13 protein-coding genes and 1 tRNA gene are annotated in these 12,865 nt (G+C 63.7%); 8 read left to right on the top strand and 6 right to left on the bottom strand.

Annotated elements, in window-relative coordinates:
* Positions 1-49: 49 nt before the first annotated feature.
* Positions 50-439: a DUF5830 family protein gene (locus DVK00_RS01425; protein WP_101350603.1), complete on the top strand. Its 390-nt coding sequence runs from the start codon at positions 50-52 to the stop codon at positions 437-439.
* 261 nt (positions 440-700) lie between these two features.
* Here DVK00_RS01425 and DVK00_RS01430 read toward each other — a convergent pair whose 3' ends face one another.
* Positions 701-1,711, bottom strand: coding sequence for a hypothetical protein (locus DVK00_RS01430; RefSeq protein ID WP_101350604.1), 1,011 nt, complete (start codon positions 1,709-1,711; stop codon positions 701-703).
* A gap of 144 nt (positions 1,712-1,855) precedes the next feature.
* On the opposite strand from DVK00_RS01430, the gene DVK00_RS21285 reads away from it, so the two are divergent.
* A tRNA-Met gene (locus tag DVK00_RS21285) sits at positions 1,856-1,999 on the top strand.
* Between the two features lie 193 nt (positions 2,000-2,192).
* Here DVK00_RS21285 and DVK00_RS01435 read toward each other — a convergent pair.
* Positions 2,193-2,783, bottom strand: coding sequence for a HalX domain-containing protein (locus tag DVK00_RS01435; protein WP_101350605.1), 591 nt, complete (start codon positions 2,781-2,783; stop codon positions 2,193-2,195).
* 192 nt (positions 2,784-2,975) lie between these two features.
* Here DVK00_RS01435 and DVK00_RS01440 point away from each other — a divergent pair, with 192 nt between their 5' ends.
* The 4 genes from DVK00_RS01440 to DVK00_RS01455 all read left to right on the top strand — a co-directional run bounded on the left by DVK00_RS01440 (position 2,976) and on the right by DVK00_RS01455 (position 5,504).
* Positions 2,976-3,413, top strand: coding sequence for a pyridoxamine 5'-phosphate oxidase (locus tag DVK00_RS01440; RefSeq protein ID WP_101350606.1), 438 nt, complete (start codon positions 2,976-2,978; stop codon positions 3,411-3,413).
* Positions 3,414-3,446: 33 nt separating this feature from the next.
* On the top strand, positions 3,447-3,857 hold the full coding sequence (locus DVK00_RS01445) for a hypothetical protein (RefSeq protein ID WP_101351460.1): 411 nt from the start codon (positions 3,447-3,449) through the stop codon (positions 3,855-3,857).
* A gap of 216 nt (positions 3,858-4,073) precedes the next feature.
* The gene (locus DVK00_RS01450) at positions 4,074-4,319 is read left to right on the top strand and encodes a hypothetical protein (RefSeq protein WP_053967630.1); all 246 of its coding nucleotides are present in this window, start codon (positions 4,074-4,076) and stop codon (positions 4,317-4,319) included.
* A 234-nt stretch (positions 4,320-4,553) separates the two neighbouring features.
* Positions 4,554-5,504, top strand: coding sequence for a hypothetical protein (locus DVK00_RS01455; RefSeq protein ID WP_121535185.1), 951 nt, complete (start codon positions 4,554-4,556; stop codon positions 5,502-5,504).
* A gap of 210 nt (positions 5,505-5,714) precedes the next feature.
* Here the strand turns inward: DVK00_RS01455 and DVK00_RS01460 are convergent, their stop codons facing one another.
* A complete protein-coding gene (locus tag DVK00_RS01460; RefSeq protein WP_101350608.1) occupies positions 5,715-5,984 on the bottom strand; it encodes a hypothetical protein in 270 nt (89 codons plus the stop codon).
* 94 nt (positions 5,985-6,078) lie between these two features.
* Here DVK00_RS01460 and DVK00_RS01465 point away from each other — a divergent pair, with 94 nt between their 5' ends.
* Both DVK00_RS01465 and DVK00_RS01470 read left to right on the top strand, forming a co-directional pair.
* Positions 6,079-6,315 carry a hypothetical protein gene (locus DVK00_RS01465; protein ID WP_101350609.1) on the top strand — a complete coding sequence of 79 codons (237 nt, stop codon included), beginning with the start codon at positions 6,079-6,081 and terminating at the stop codon, positions 6,313-6,315.
* Positions 6,316-6,363: 48 nt separating this feature from the next.
* Positions 6,364-7,014 (top strand): hypothetical protein, encoded by a 651-nt coding sequence (locus DVK00_RS01470; protein WP_121535187.1) that lies wholly within the window; start codon positions 6,364-6,366, stop codon positions 7,012-7,014.
* Between the two features lie 14 nt (positions 7,015-7,028).
* Here the strand turns inward: DVK00_RS01470 and DVK00_RS01475 are convergent, their stop codons facing one another.
* The 3 genes from DVK00_RS01475 to smc are packed head-to-tail and all read right to left on the bottom strand — an operon-like array spanning position 7,029 to position 12,845.
* A complete protein-coding gene (locus DVK00_RS01475; RefSeq protein WP_121577125.1) occupies positions 7,029-8,132 on the bottom strand; it encodes a site-2 protease family protein in 1,104 nt (367 codons plus the stop codon).
* A 53-nt stretch (positions 8,133-8,185) separates the two neighbouring features.
* Complete coding sequence (locus DVK00_RS01480; RefSeq protein ID WP_101350612.1) at positions 8,186-9,265, bottom strand: ScpA family protein; 1,080 nt, start codon at positions 9,263-9,265, stop codon at positions 8,186-8,188.
* Positions 9,258-12,845: a chromosome segregation protein SMC gene (smc, locus tag DVK00_RS01485; protein ID WP_121577126.1), complete on the bottom strand. Its 3,588-nt coding sequence runs from the start codon at positions 12,843-12,845 to the stop codon at positions 9,258-9,260. The genes DVK00_RS01480 and smc overlap by 8 nt, the downstream gene beginning before the upstream one ends.
* Between the last annotated feature and the right edge of the window lie 20 nt (positions 12,846-12,865).

Genomic DNA, 12,865 nt, shown 5'->3' on the forward strand with positions numbered 1-12,865 from the left:
ACCCAATTGAGCGGCAGCAATCGACAAACGCTTTGTGGTATCTTTTACGTTGTTCGGGGTTGAATCGGTGGTTGTGTCCGAGACGCGAGACCCGGTCGAACTCGGCGTCGAACTGCTCGCCCATCTGGAACACGGTGAGCTGTCCGTCGCTGACGCCCTCGACCGTATCGAGACGGTGACGACCAACCCACAGGTCCAGCGCGAGATACTCGATACCGCCGTGATGCGGGGCCTCATCGAACGCGAGAACGGTGTCGTCCGCCCACGGTCACAGGGGTCGTACGTGAACTTCGACAGTGACGTGGTCGTCCGGGAAGGAGAGTTCTCGTGTCAGCGCTGTGGTGCAGCTATCAACACGGGTCACTTCGTCCAGTTCGACGGTGGCGAACTGGGCCCGTTCGGGTCGACGTGTATTCGGAAAGTGTTAGGGCGGGAGTAGCGGAGCGGTGGCCGCGACAGAGGCCACGGCGTCGGTCAGGCGAGCGGGGAGGAACGACCCGCGAGCAAAGGAGCGACCGCAGGGAGCGACCCTCGTTGATGCGAACAGCGACGCAAGGAGCCGTGAGCATCGCAATCTTAGGGGACGGTCCTGATTCTGTGACTGGGACGGTACGGCCTGCAGGTAGCGAGGTCGGGGCTGCACCCACGACTTCATTAGCCAAGCGGCCTCAGAAGTACAGCCCCAGTCAAAACAGACGACTCAGCGGCCTTGCCGGAGTTCCTTGATGAGCTGTTTGATTGTTCGCTCTTGCTTTTGGAGCTGTTCGTTCTGGGCCTCGACAGCAGCGGTCAGTTCGGCGACCTGTGCTTCGAGTTCAGCGATATCGGGGTCTGCAGCGGTGTCCGGCTCGACCGAGTCGGTGTCTATGCCTGCTGTGCCAGTGGATCGTGTCTCGGTCGTGGCTTCGGCGGTAGTTCCCTGCTCACTGGTCGATTGGGTCGCGGCCTGCGTGCTGGTGCTCGCAGATGCAGTCTCGGACTCATCACTGCCCTCCTCGTCATTGCTCACAAGGGGGTCGATGCCGGATTCCAGGCCGAGCCCGTTGCCACCTTCGTCTGCACTCTCGTCTGGGTCGGCCCCGACTTTGGTGTTGAGGTCGGCAAGCGAGTCGACGTCGTGGTACGCGAAGAGGGCCTCTTCGAGCGTTTTCCGGACCATCGGTGCTTGCTCGGACGGAGCCTTGATGCGCTCCGGTCGCTCGTTAAACGAGAGCACGACCGCCGTAGCGACGCTGCCCTCTTCGAACTCAAGGCCGGTCACGTCGTCGAAGGAGAACGCTTCGTAGTCGGCATCCCAGGTGACGTTACCGATGTGCTTGAGCAACTGGCGGTCGGTAACCACCAGCGTGAGTTCGCTGAACCGGAACACGCCGGCGAGACTCTCGTCCGGGGCAATACCGCCCGAGACGGCGAGCTTGCCTTCGAGTAGCCGTTCGAGGACGGCGTCGCTGCGGTTGCCGGGAACGGACAGCTCAAGCTTCTCACCAGTGTAGATGAGCGAGAACTTGGTCTTTCGCCGACCGGCCGAAACCGTGAGCCGTTCGAAGTCGTGTGGATAGCTGGCGACCTTCTCGTCGCTGAGAAGACCCTCACCGCGGTAGACGAGCGTCCGGGTCGGTGTGAAACAGGCCGCGTCTTCGTCGCCGAGGTTGACACCGCCCCGGATCTCCTCGTCCCCGAGTTCCTGCTGGACGAGGTCTGGTATCTCCATACTGGCTGCATACCTGCGTGATGGCTTAAATCCGCGGGTCGAGTATCAGCGACGATGCGCCCACGCAGCGTGGGACTGTGCCACAGTCCCGGTGGAGATGAGAACCTTCAAGACGGCTAACGGCCAACGGCTGAATGCACCCGCGCCCGGGTGGCTTAGCTGGACATAGCGCCGCACTCATAGGGTCTCTCGACTCATGCGGCACACACCCGTCATGACCCCGGGGCGCTCGTCACGCCCCAGACCTGGGCCATGCGGAGATCGAGGGTTCGGAGCCCTCCCCGGGCATTTTCCAGATCACATCGGTCAATAGCGACCAGCTCTCTGTCACGGAGCCGGACAGATGGCGTTGTGTCGGTTGAAAGAATGGTGTTCCGAGCGAGCAGGTCGCCGCAGCGGTGAGTGGCTCTCAAACGCCGTTACGTTCGTCATGGCAGTTCCGGAGGGTGGAGCGATTTCACTGAGCAAGAATCGGCAGCGGTCACCCAGACGAGAGACCGCTGCCGGGGAACTGCTGGAAAACAGACTCGAAATCGTCAATCTCTGCAGCCGTGGCGTCGACTCTGTCACGGAGTTCGTGGAACTGCTCGTTGACGCTCTGGTATTCGTCGCTCGCTTCGAGTTGCGGCGTGTTCTTTTGCGTTTCTAGCGTTGCCTTCTTTGAAGCCACGGCGAAGTACTCCTGGACCTGCTCATCGTACGTGGTTCGGACGAGCATCTCCGAGACAGTGTCGAGGAGGTCATCACGACCGACCGGCTTGGTCAGGTACTCGTCGAAGGGCATCTCGACGATGTCGAAATCCGGGTCGACGGCTGTCACCATCACCACTGCCGGGTCGATGCCCTGCTGTGCGATAGCGTCGAGCACTTCGTCACCGCTCATGTCGGGCATCTGCCGGTCCAGAAAAACGACATCGACCGACGCGTCCACTAACTCGAGCGCTTCCGTACCGCTGTGTGCGGTCTGAACGTCGTGTGCAGTCAGCAGCCACGTCGAATACAGATCTGCGATGTCTTGTTCATCGTCGACCACGAGTACCGTTGCTTCCTCCGTCTCACCACGCATTTGCACTTGTTATCCCTCCTGTCGACTCACGTACTGCTCTCACCGAGACTTTCCTGAACAACAGGATAAAGCTATCCAGTATATTATCAATTCTGAGAATGCAGCAGTTGTTCTATTGCCATTTTATGCGACTGTACTGTCACAATGCAGTGACTCATGCCAGAGATGTTAACATAGCGGCGACCGTACGCTGTGTGTATGGTGACCGTCTCCGGACCGTGGACGAGCGAGGAAATGTCACAGTTTCTCAGCGCCGAGACTGTGCCACTCCGCCTCGGGTGTCGAACTCCAGCAGGCAGGCCCTGGATGCTCTCGCTGTGGTACCGGTTCGTCGACGGGACCTTCGAGTGTGCGACTGGCGCGGACGCGGCAGTCGTCGACTACCTCGACTACGACGACGACGTCTCGTTCGAGGTTTCGACGAACGAGCCGCCGTACTGCGGTGTCAGGGGTAACGGGACAGCGACGATGACAGCGGACGATGATAAAACCGTTCTCACTGACTTGTTACACCGGTATCTCGGCGGCACTGACTCGCCGCTGGCCGAACGACTGCTTGCACCTGACCGCCGCGAGATACAGATCACTATCACGCCCGACCGCCTCCACACCTGGGACTACAGCAACCGAATGTAACAGCCTGAACCAATGGAACCCACAGACTCAGCCATGGACACAGATCCGACAGACATCAAATCAATTGCGATAAACGCAACTGACCTCGTCGCAGCCATTGAAGCGACTGCGGACGGATCAGAGACCGTGTTGCGCGTCACACCGCCGTTCAGCGGTCGGATGCGAGCGCGTCTCCACGTCGTCCAGCCCGGCGACGACGATGAGCCGATACACATCCAGCCCGACTCACTACTGGCGACGGACGCACCGTCGTATCCGACGCCCGACGACACCGCCGACGAACTTCGAGACGCGGACGACGAGACGTACTCGGTGGAACGCCATCGGACCTACCACGAACAACGGCTCGCCGAGTGGCGTGAGTCCCTGCCTGATCACGTCGTCGATAGCACGACACTAGTGGATACGGACCACGACGTAACCGTGTCACTACTCGGACCGTAATCGGTCGAATACGCCATCCAGAGCTGTCACCGAAAGCGGAAGTGCCACTGCGTATCACACAGCATCTGCAACGCGGATAAAACGTCTAAGCACCGCTCAGACTGTAGTAAAATGAGCTGCTGGGGTGTCGCTGTGTGTGAAACGAAGCGAAACGGGCGGAAACCTCTAGAGGTTATAAGCTATCTCCAGTGGAAGTCGTGGACAGGTCCCTCCCACATGTCAAGTTCGTCCGCATACGAGTTACTCGCCCAGTTTGATGAGTCCATTCCGGAGTTCGACGAGCCGTTCGTCTCCGCCGTTCGAGGTATCGCATTCTGGACAGCGATCGCACTCCCGTTTCTCTATCTCCCGCTACTGGTCACCGGACTGCACTCCGGAGCAACGCGGACAGCGTTCGTCGCACTCGTCGTCTGTAACGCAGTTTCGCTGCTCGTCGGCCACTCGCACGGCGGGAGCGACTGAGCAGCCTCGGTGAGTCGTTGGGCCCCGTCTGAGGTCGCTGTCTCGGCGATTCGTTGATATTCACAGCCAAGCGAGGCCCCAACCCGTTCATAGTCCGTCGATGTAGCTTCTCGGCACTCTGTAGGTATATTCTGCAAGTATGCCCTGGATACTCACCAGCGAGGTGTGGGGTCGGAGTACAGCCCGTATATGCAGGGACGGTGTGGTTCCGTCACTATTCCTTACCCTCGTTGCATGCGTCGGACGGCGCATCTTTTCGGAGCGAGTACTCTCGCGGTAGCGGCGTCGACGGTTACGGTTGCGGCCGCGAGCGGTGTCGCAGAGTTGGTTCACGCGCACTCTCTGCCCTGGGTCATCACACTCGCCTGTCTGCCAGCGGTCTGTATCGGCTACGTGACGGCCGGGGAGGCCAGACGTGTCGTGACTGACGGCGGCTTCGTCGTGACAGAGACCGATATCGTGAATCTACACGCCGTCGCGGTCGCCGCGCCGGTCACGCGCTGGCTCGCGGTCGAGGCCGGCCTGGGGCCGGTCGTCGCCTCGGCGCTGGTCGGGTTGCTAGCCGGGCTGTTCGTGCCGACGTACGGCGCTCCGGTGTACTGCGGGTCGTTCGTCGGGATGGTCGCCCCCAGCGTCTTTGTGGGCCGCCTGGCGGTCGCGGCCGCAGGTCTCATGGCCGGCGTCACCTTCGTCGCGGCCAAACGCGTCTTCGACGGGTTCGGCGGCAAACTCGGCACGACGGCGTTCGTCGGATGCGGGACGGTCGCGTTGACGACGGGCACGAACCCGGCCGAGCCAGCAGCGCTCCCGGACCCGGTGACGGCGGTCGCACTCGTCGCGGTAGCTGGCGTCGCCGCAGCCTTGACCTTCGTCGTGAGCGTCCGCCTCGACCATGGCCCCGTCGTCGGATCGGCGGTCGTCGGGTTGGTCGTCGGTCTGCTCGCGCCGACGCTGTTACCGGTCGGCGGCCAAGTCGCCGCTGTAGCGTTCTGTGCCTCGTTCGTCGGGATGGTGAGCCCCAACCGGCTGCCGAGCGAGCGAGCAACCTTCGGAGCCGGACTGCTCGCCGGCGGCCTCTACGTCGGAACGATGCCGTACCTCGCAGGGTTCGGCGGGAAACTCGGCACCATCGCGTTTGTGGCGTGTCTAGCGACCTACGGGGTGCGGACGGTCAACAGCAGGTAGACGATGGGATGGGCGGGCGGACACGGCGGCAAGGACCAGGAGATTCCGTTGACAGACACAGTTGGTGGCGTCCCGCCGTGTCCACTCGGCGATTGGACTACACCGAAATGAGATGGGACCGTAAGAACTGTGGCCTATTTCACAAGAACAGGCGACACTCCCACACCGCATGCAATGTTCTGGGGGGCGCTCTTCGCGTTGTGCTGGCTCTCACTTTGTGTCCGCGGACCGACTGTCGACGAGATCGACCCATTCTCTCAGCGGCCCCCGAACACCATCGACTGAGACTGTCACGTCGCCGTCGAACCGCCACGTCGCCTGCGGGGCATCCGAGCCGAACTGCATCGGAATAGAGACAGACAGCTCGTCGGCCGAGAGGTGAAGTGGCTCGTTGCGGTCAACCGTCTCGTCGAGCAGCCGCTCGATGGCCAGGCGGAGCTGTTCTGGGTCCGGATCTGGAAGATCTGTGGAGTGACTCATGTCTGTCGCTTAGAGCCGAAGCTACCTCCGTGTTGTGACGGACCGGACGGTTTTGCCCCGTCATTTAGGGGGGTGTGGTCCCCAGACTGCATCGATGAAGTTGCCAACGCCTTACGCTCTCGGCGGGACCTACTACGTCGAGACGGTGTCAGCCGGGAAAGAGACGGACGACGAGACAGTGCGCGATTGCGTGGTCTGTGGCGGCCACGTGTACGCCGACGACTGGCACCTCGTCACTGGCGTGGTGGACACGACCGGCGGCCGACAGCGCCACCACCACTGTAGCGACGACTGCCTGACCGAGTGGCTCCGGCTGATGGCGACCGACTGACCGGCGGCGAGTCCGCGGAGTCTTGACGGTGGAGCGCGTCGGGGGAATATGGACGAGCGCACGGGCGTGTTCAGGGTCTACCGGGTCGTCAACGCGGTCCCACATATCAATCTGTTCGACACTGATGCAACGCGACTCTACACCGTGTACCAGTCCGGCTACGGCGAGCGACAACCGGCGGTCGACGACCTCCGGACGGGCGATCTCGTCGAGGCGACACTGGGCGGCGACCCCGATGATTCGGATGAGGCCTGGTCGCTGCTTTCGTTCGAGCGGCTTGACCGCGTTGCGATGGATTTCGCCGTCGACGCCGAAATCCCGGCAGTGGCGGCTGCGCTCTGGGAACCCGGGCTCGAACGCCCGGCGAGCACCGTGCTCGAAGAGAACGGCGAGCAGGTCGCGGAGTGTTTCGTCCAGCCGCGCGCGCCGCTGCCCGGCGGCGCGTTCGTCCCGAGTGTGCTCACCGGTCTTGTTCCGATGGAGTCGCTGCTGACCGAACTCCCCGGTATCGGCGAGCCGCCGACAGACGCTATCTTCATTGACCCCGACCCGCCCGATGCCGACTCGTACTCCCGCCCCTACGGCGTCGCCGTGCTGTTCACCGCCGAGGCCGACGAGCTACTCGCCGAGTTCCGGGAGCGGTACGACCTTCCCGCCGACGCCGACAACAGGCCCGAGTACGACCCGTACGGGCTGTGAGTCCCGGTCGGGCGCTACATCGTGATGACGAGCGGCACCGGGACGAAGCAGAGCATCCCCAGGACGAACGTAAGCAGGCCCACAGCCCAGCGGCCCAGTCCCAGCGGCGTCTCGTCCAGCGGCGTCGCGGAGCCCAGCCGCCCGAACACCAGCGCCAGAATTCCCCAGAACGCCCACAGCCCGGCCGCCCGCCCTCCTTCGAAGACGACGAGGTATGCCGCGAGCCCGAACAGGGCGGCGGGGACGGCCAGCTGGACCAGCGACAGGCGGTCGCCGAACAGCGACCGGGCGACGTGTGCGCCGTCGAGCTGTCCGACCGGCAGGAGGTTCAGGAAGGTCACGAACGCGCCGACCCAGCCGCCGATGACGACCGGGTTCGGGAGGAGCTGCGGGTTCGCGTACTCCAGCGGCTCGCCCATCGCCGCGGCGATGCCCTGGAGTAAGAGCGGGTAGCCGAGTTCGATGTTCGTGACGATGCCGCGTGTCACCTCCACCGGCGGGAGTGTCACGCCGATAGCAGTCACGACGACTGTGGCGGCCAAGCCCGCCAGCGGACCGGCGACGCCGATGTCGAACAGCGCCTTGCGGTCGGGGATGTGGTCGTTCATGCTGATGACCGCCCCCAGCGTCCCGAGGACGTTCGGGAACGGCAGGAAGTACGGCAGGCTCGCCTCCACCTCGTGGTAGCGGCTCATGACGTAGTGCCCGAACTCGTGGACCGCGAGGATACCGAGCGCTGCCGCGGCGAAGGGCCACGCCGCGAGCATCGCTGTCGGGTCTTCAAGAACTGACAGCCCGTACCAGCGAGTCCCGGCGTACAGCGTCGATAGCAGCGTCAGGACGGCGAGTCCGACGTTCAACCACGGGATACCGTCGACGCCGAGCGACCGCTCCTGTGCGATCAATACCCACTCGCCCATCTCTCGCTTGAGTGCGACGCGATACCCGCGCTGGCGGAACGCCGGCGCGATGCGGTGGATGACCTGCTCTGACTCGGTCATCGGCTCGCCGTAGTACCGGACACCGTCCTCTGCGGTCCTGTCGACCTCGTAGACGTGGAAGGTGTCTGCGAGCGTTTCCGGGTCCGGCAACTCCGGCGGCGAGGACTGGGTCGCCATTACTCCCGTTTAGGGTTCGACCCGTTTGAACCTGTTTGCTGGCCCCGGCCTCGTCAGTCCGCGATGGCCTCGTCCGACCCAGTCGCGGCGTTTGGGTCCCGAATCCAGAGGTCGCCGAACAGGTCGTCTTGCTGGAGTCGGACCTGTCCGCGGTGAGCCAAAAAGAGTAATCCGAGGAACGTCTCGACGCGAGTCCCGCCAGCGGTGTCGACCTCGCGGTACAGCACTTCCTCGCGGCCCTTGTCGTACTGCTCGCGGACGGCGTCGTGGACGTCGGCGATGATGTCGTCGATGTTCTCGGCGTGGGCCGTCCCGGTCACGTCGGCGGCCGACGGCTCCTCGTCCAGCCGCATGTCGTCGGCCCCGCGGTAGTCCAGTTCCTGGGTCCCGCGGTCGAAGCCGCTCGGGGAGTCGCTGGTGTCGTACTCCCGAGATTCTTTCCACCAGGAGTCCCGTTCGGCGTCCCGGAGGTCCCGGACCAGTTCGTCGAGCGTCTGTGGCATCCCGCGGGCGCGGCGGCGTTCGAGCCGGCGGTCCATCTCCGACTCCAGGGCGGCGAAGGGGTCGGGCTGTTCGATTGGAGCGTCCTCGTGCATCGCCTGCTCCCAGGGCTCGGCCGGCTCCTCCTCAGTCTGTCCCTCGCCGAGCATCGCGTCGCTTTTCATCCGAATCAGGACGCTCGCGTAGAACAGCGCCCGCCCCGACGTGCGCAAGTCCGCGTCGTCGATGCGGTCGAGGAATTTGTCGGTGACCCGCACCACGTCAATGTCCCACGGGTCGATTTCGCCGTCGTCGGCGAGCTGGACCAGCACCTCGACGGGTTCGACGTCTTCGTCCTCGTCCTCGTCGGTCGTCCGGTCGCTTTCGGGGCTGTCCTGTGCAGTTGTCTCGTCGTCTGGGTCGGGGGAGTCGCCCAGCAGCGCCGCCGCGTCGTCCGAGCCACCTGGCGGCTCGCGGTCCTCGTGCCCGGTGATGTTGAGCGGGATGTCATCGGCATCGTCTCGTGGGTCACTTCGTTCCCCGCTCGACTGTCCCGAGGAGTCTCCGTCGCGCTGCTCCTCAGTCTCGCGGGTCGCGTCGCTCCCCGCTCGCGAGTCCGAGCCGCGTGACGGCTCGCTCCCCTCGCTAGTCATCAGCGGGCACCTCCTCGTCGCCGTCGCCCTCGCCAGAGAGGTCGATGCCAGTTACGGCGCTCACGTTGTCGCCCTGCATCATCACGCCGATGGCCCGCTCGGACCGCTCCAGCATGGCCGAGCGGTGCGAGACGACGACGAACTGAGCGTCCCCGGCGAGTTCGTCCACCAGTTCGCCCACGAGGTCGGCGTTGGCCGCATCGAGGAAGGCGTCGACCTCGTCAAGCGCGTAGAACGGCGCGGGGTTGTGCCGCTGGATGGCGAAAATAAAGGCCAGCGCGGTCAGGGACTTCTCGCCGCCGGACATCGCGTTCAGCCGCTGGATGGGCTTGTCGCCCGGCTGGGCCTTCATCGTCAGCCCGCCCTCGAAGGGGTCGTCCTCGTCTTCGAGGTGGAGGTGGCCGGTACCGTTCGAGAGCCGCTCGAAGATGTTCTGGAACTGGTCGTTGATCTCCGTGAACGACTCCATGAACGTCTCCTTCTTGCGCGCCTCGTAGGTGTCGATGCGGTCGCGGATGCCGTCGGCCTCCTCGACCAGCGTCGCCTTCTTGTCTTCGAGTTCCTGCAGGTCGTCGTTGACCCGGTCGTACTCCTCGATAGCCCGCATGTTGACCGGCTCCAGTTTCTCCATCTCCGTTTCGAGTCGGTCGATTTCCCGCTCGACGGTCTCGTGGTCTGGCACGTCCTCGGGGTCGTAGTCGCCGACCTGCGCTTCGAGTTCATCGATTTCCCACTCCAGACGCTCCTGCGTTTCCTGCTCTGATTCGAGGTCACGCTCGATCTCCGAGACCGCGGCCTGTTGCTCGTCGCGGGCCTCTTTGGCCTCCTGCAGGTCGGCTTTCAGGTCCTCGCGTTCGGACTTGAGTTCCGACAGTTCCTCCTCCAAATCGGCGACGGCCTGCTCCTTCTCGGCTTTCAGTTCCTCTTTCTCGGCGACCTTCGCTTCGAGGTCGTCGATGCGCTCCTCGTGTTCGGCCTTCCGGTTCTGTGCGGCCTCGATGTCGTCGTGGAGGTCCTCGATGGCCTCCTCGGCGTACTGTTTCTCCAGTTGGTACTCGTTGAGTTCGGCGTCGAGGTCGCTCTGGCGGTCTTCGAGCGCGTCGATGTCGGCCTCGATGGATTCGCGGCGGTCGGTCAGGTCTGGCAGTTCCGAGTCCTCGACCTCGGCCTCTAGGTCGTCGATGTCGGCCTGGAGCGCGTCGATTTCCTCGGTCTTTGCTTCGATGTCGGCCTCCAGTTCGTCCATCTGGTCGGCGACATCCTCACGCTCCGCGGCGATTTCTTCGAGGTCGGCTTCCAGTTGCTCGATGCGGTCGCGGGTGTCTTCGAGGGCGCTCTCCTTGCGCTCGATGCTCGTCTCGATGTCCCGGACCTGCTCGGTCGCGTCGGACTCGCGGTCGCGGGCGTCGTCGAGGCGCTCCTCCACGTCCCGGAGGTCCTCGCGCACGTCGGCCCGCTCGTCTTCGAGTTCGTTGATGCGCGTGGCGACGCGTTCGAGCTTGCCCGCCCCGCCCGAGAAGGAGTAGCGCGTGCCCGACGAGGAGCCGCCGGTCATCGCGCCGGACTTCTCGACGAGGTCGCCGTCCAGCGTGACCATCCGGTACTCGCCCATCAGGTCGCGGGCGGTGTCCATGCTGTCGACGACGACGGTGTCGCCGAGCACGTACGAGAAGATGCCCGCGTACTCGGGGTCAAAGTCCACGAGGTTGTACGCGAAGTCGACGACGCCGTCGGCGCTGGGCCGCGACCCCAGCGAGCGGTTCTGCATCTGCGTAATCGGGAGGAACGTCGCCCGGCCGGCGCTACGTGACTTGAGGTACTCGATACAGCGCTGGCCCACGCTGTCGTCGTCAACGACGACGTGAGCGAGCCGCCCGCCGGCCGCCGTTTCACAGGCCGTGGCGTACTCGGGGTCGACCCCGCCGAGTTGGCCGACGGTGCCGTGGACGCCGTCCTGGCTGGCGTTGAGAATCGCCGTGACCGCGCGGCCGTAGGAGGAGTCGCCGTCTTCGCCGGCCTTCGCCTCTAGCTGGGCGTACTCCTGCTGTTTCGCGCTGATTTCGTCTTCCAGCGCGTCCAAGTCCGACTGGAGTTCCCGCTTCTCGGCCCGAAGGTCATCGACGACTTCGCCGATGGTCGCCTTGTTCTGCTTTGCCTTCTCCAGTTCCGTCTGCAAGTCCTCGATGTCGGCTTCGAGGTCGGGAATCTCGGCCTCCGCTTCCTCGATGGCCGCGCGCTTCTCGTCCTCGGCGTTCGAGCGCCGCCGGGCCTCATCGAGCAGGCGGTCCTGCTCACGCTGGAGGTCGTTTTTCTCGCTTTTGAGCGTCTCCAGTCGCGAGCGCTTTGTCTCCAGTTCGTCCTTGACCTCCTGGAACTCCTCGCCGACCTCGTCGATGCGCTGTTGAACCTCGGCGAGTTCGGACTCCTTCTCGGCGATGTCGGCCTTGACGTTTGACTTGGCGACTTTCGCCTCGCGGATGTCGCTTTCAAGATCGTCGATGGTCTCCTGCTTGCGGTCGATCTGGACGAACGCCTGTCGGCGCTCGTTTTCGGCGGCCTCGACGGTTTCCTCGGCGGATTCGATTTTGTCCTCCAGCCGCGAGATGTCGCCCTTTATCTCCTCGATGTCCCGCTTGATGGCGAGCTGTTCGTCCTCGCCCTTGCGTTCGATTTCCTGATTGAGCTCGTGGAGTTCGTCCTCCAGCCGGATGACCGCACCCTGACGCTCGTCGAGTTCGGTCTGCAGTTCTTGGAGTTCCGCTTCCAGCTCGTCGATAGTTTCCTCGACGGCGGCCAGTTCCTCACGCTTGTCTTCGAGTTCCGCGGCCTTGCGGTAGCCCTCGTACTCCTCCTTTTCGTCGCGGAGATCCTGATACTTGAGCGCCGTTTCCCGTTCGTCTTCGAGCTGGTCGAGGCGCTCCTGTTTCTCTTCGATGCGGAGTTCGGCCTCGTCGATGCGGTCTTGCACGACCTCCAGTTCGTCGAAGGCGTCGGCCTTTTTTGCGTCGAACTGAGCGACGCCGGCGATCTCGTCGATAATTTCCCGACGGGAGCCGGCCGTCATGTTGATGATCTCGGTCACGTCGCCCTGCATGACGACGTTGTATCCCTCCGGCGTCACGCCCGCCTGCGCGAGCAGGTCCTGAATGTCCGAGAGGTTGACCGAGCGGCCGTTGATGTAGTAGTAGGAGTAGTAGTTGTCCTCGGTCTCCTTGACGCGGCGTTTGATTGCGATCTCGTCCACGTCGCCCACGTCTTCGGTGCCGGCGGCGTTGACGACCTGCGAGCGGGAGAGCGTGCGGTCGTCGTTCGCTAAAATGACCTCGACGCTGGCCTGGCGCTCGCCGTCGTACTCGGCGTCCTCGTCGGCGTGGCCGGGGTTGTAGATGAGGTCGGTGAGCTTCTCGGCGCGGATGCCCGAGGTGCGAGCCAGTCCGAGCGCGAACAAGATGGCGTCGATGATGTTGGACTTGCCCGAGCCGTTCGGACCGCTAATAGTGGTAAAATCTTCGTAGAACGGGATTCGGGTCTTCCGCCCGAAGCTCTTGAAATTGTCGAGGACGAGCTCTTTGATATGCATACGGTGGTGTGGCCGACAGC

This window comes from Haloarcula sp. Atlit-47R (assembly GCF_003665985.1).
Lineage (GTDB): Archaea > Halobacteriota > Halobacteria > Halobacteriales > Haloarculaceae > Haloarcula > Haloarcula taiwanensis.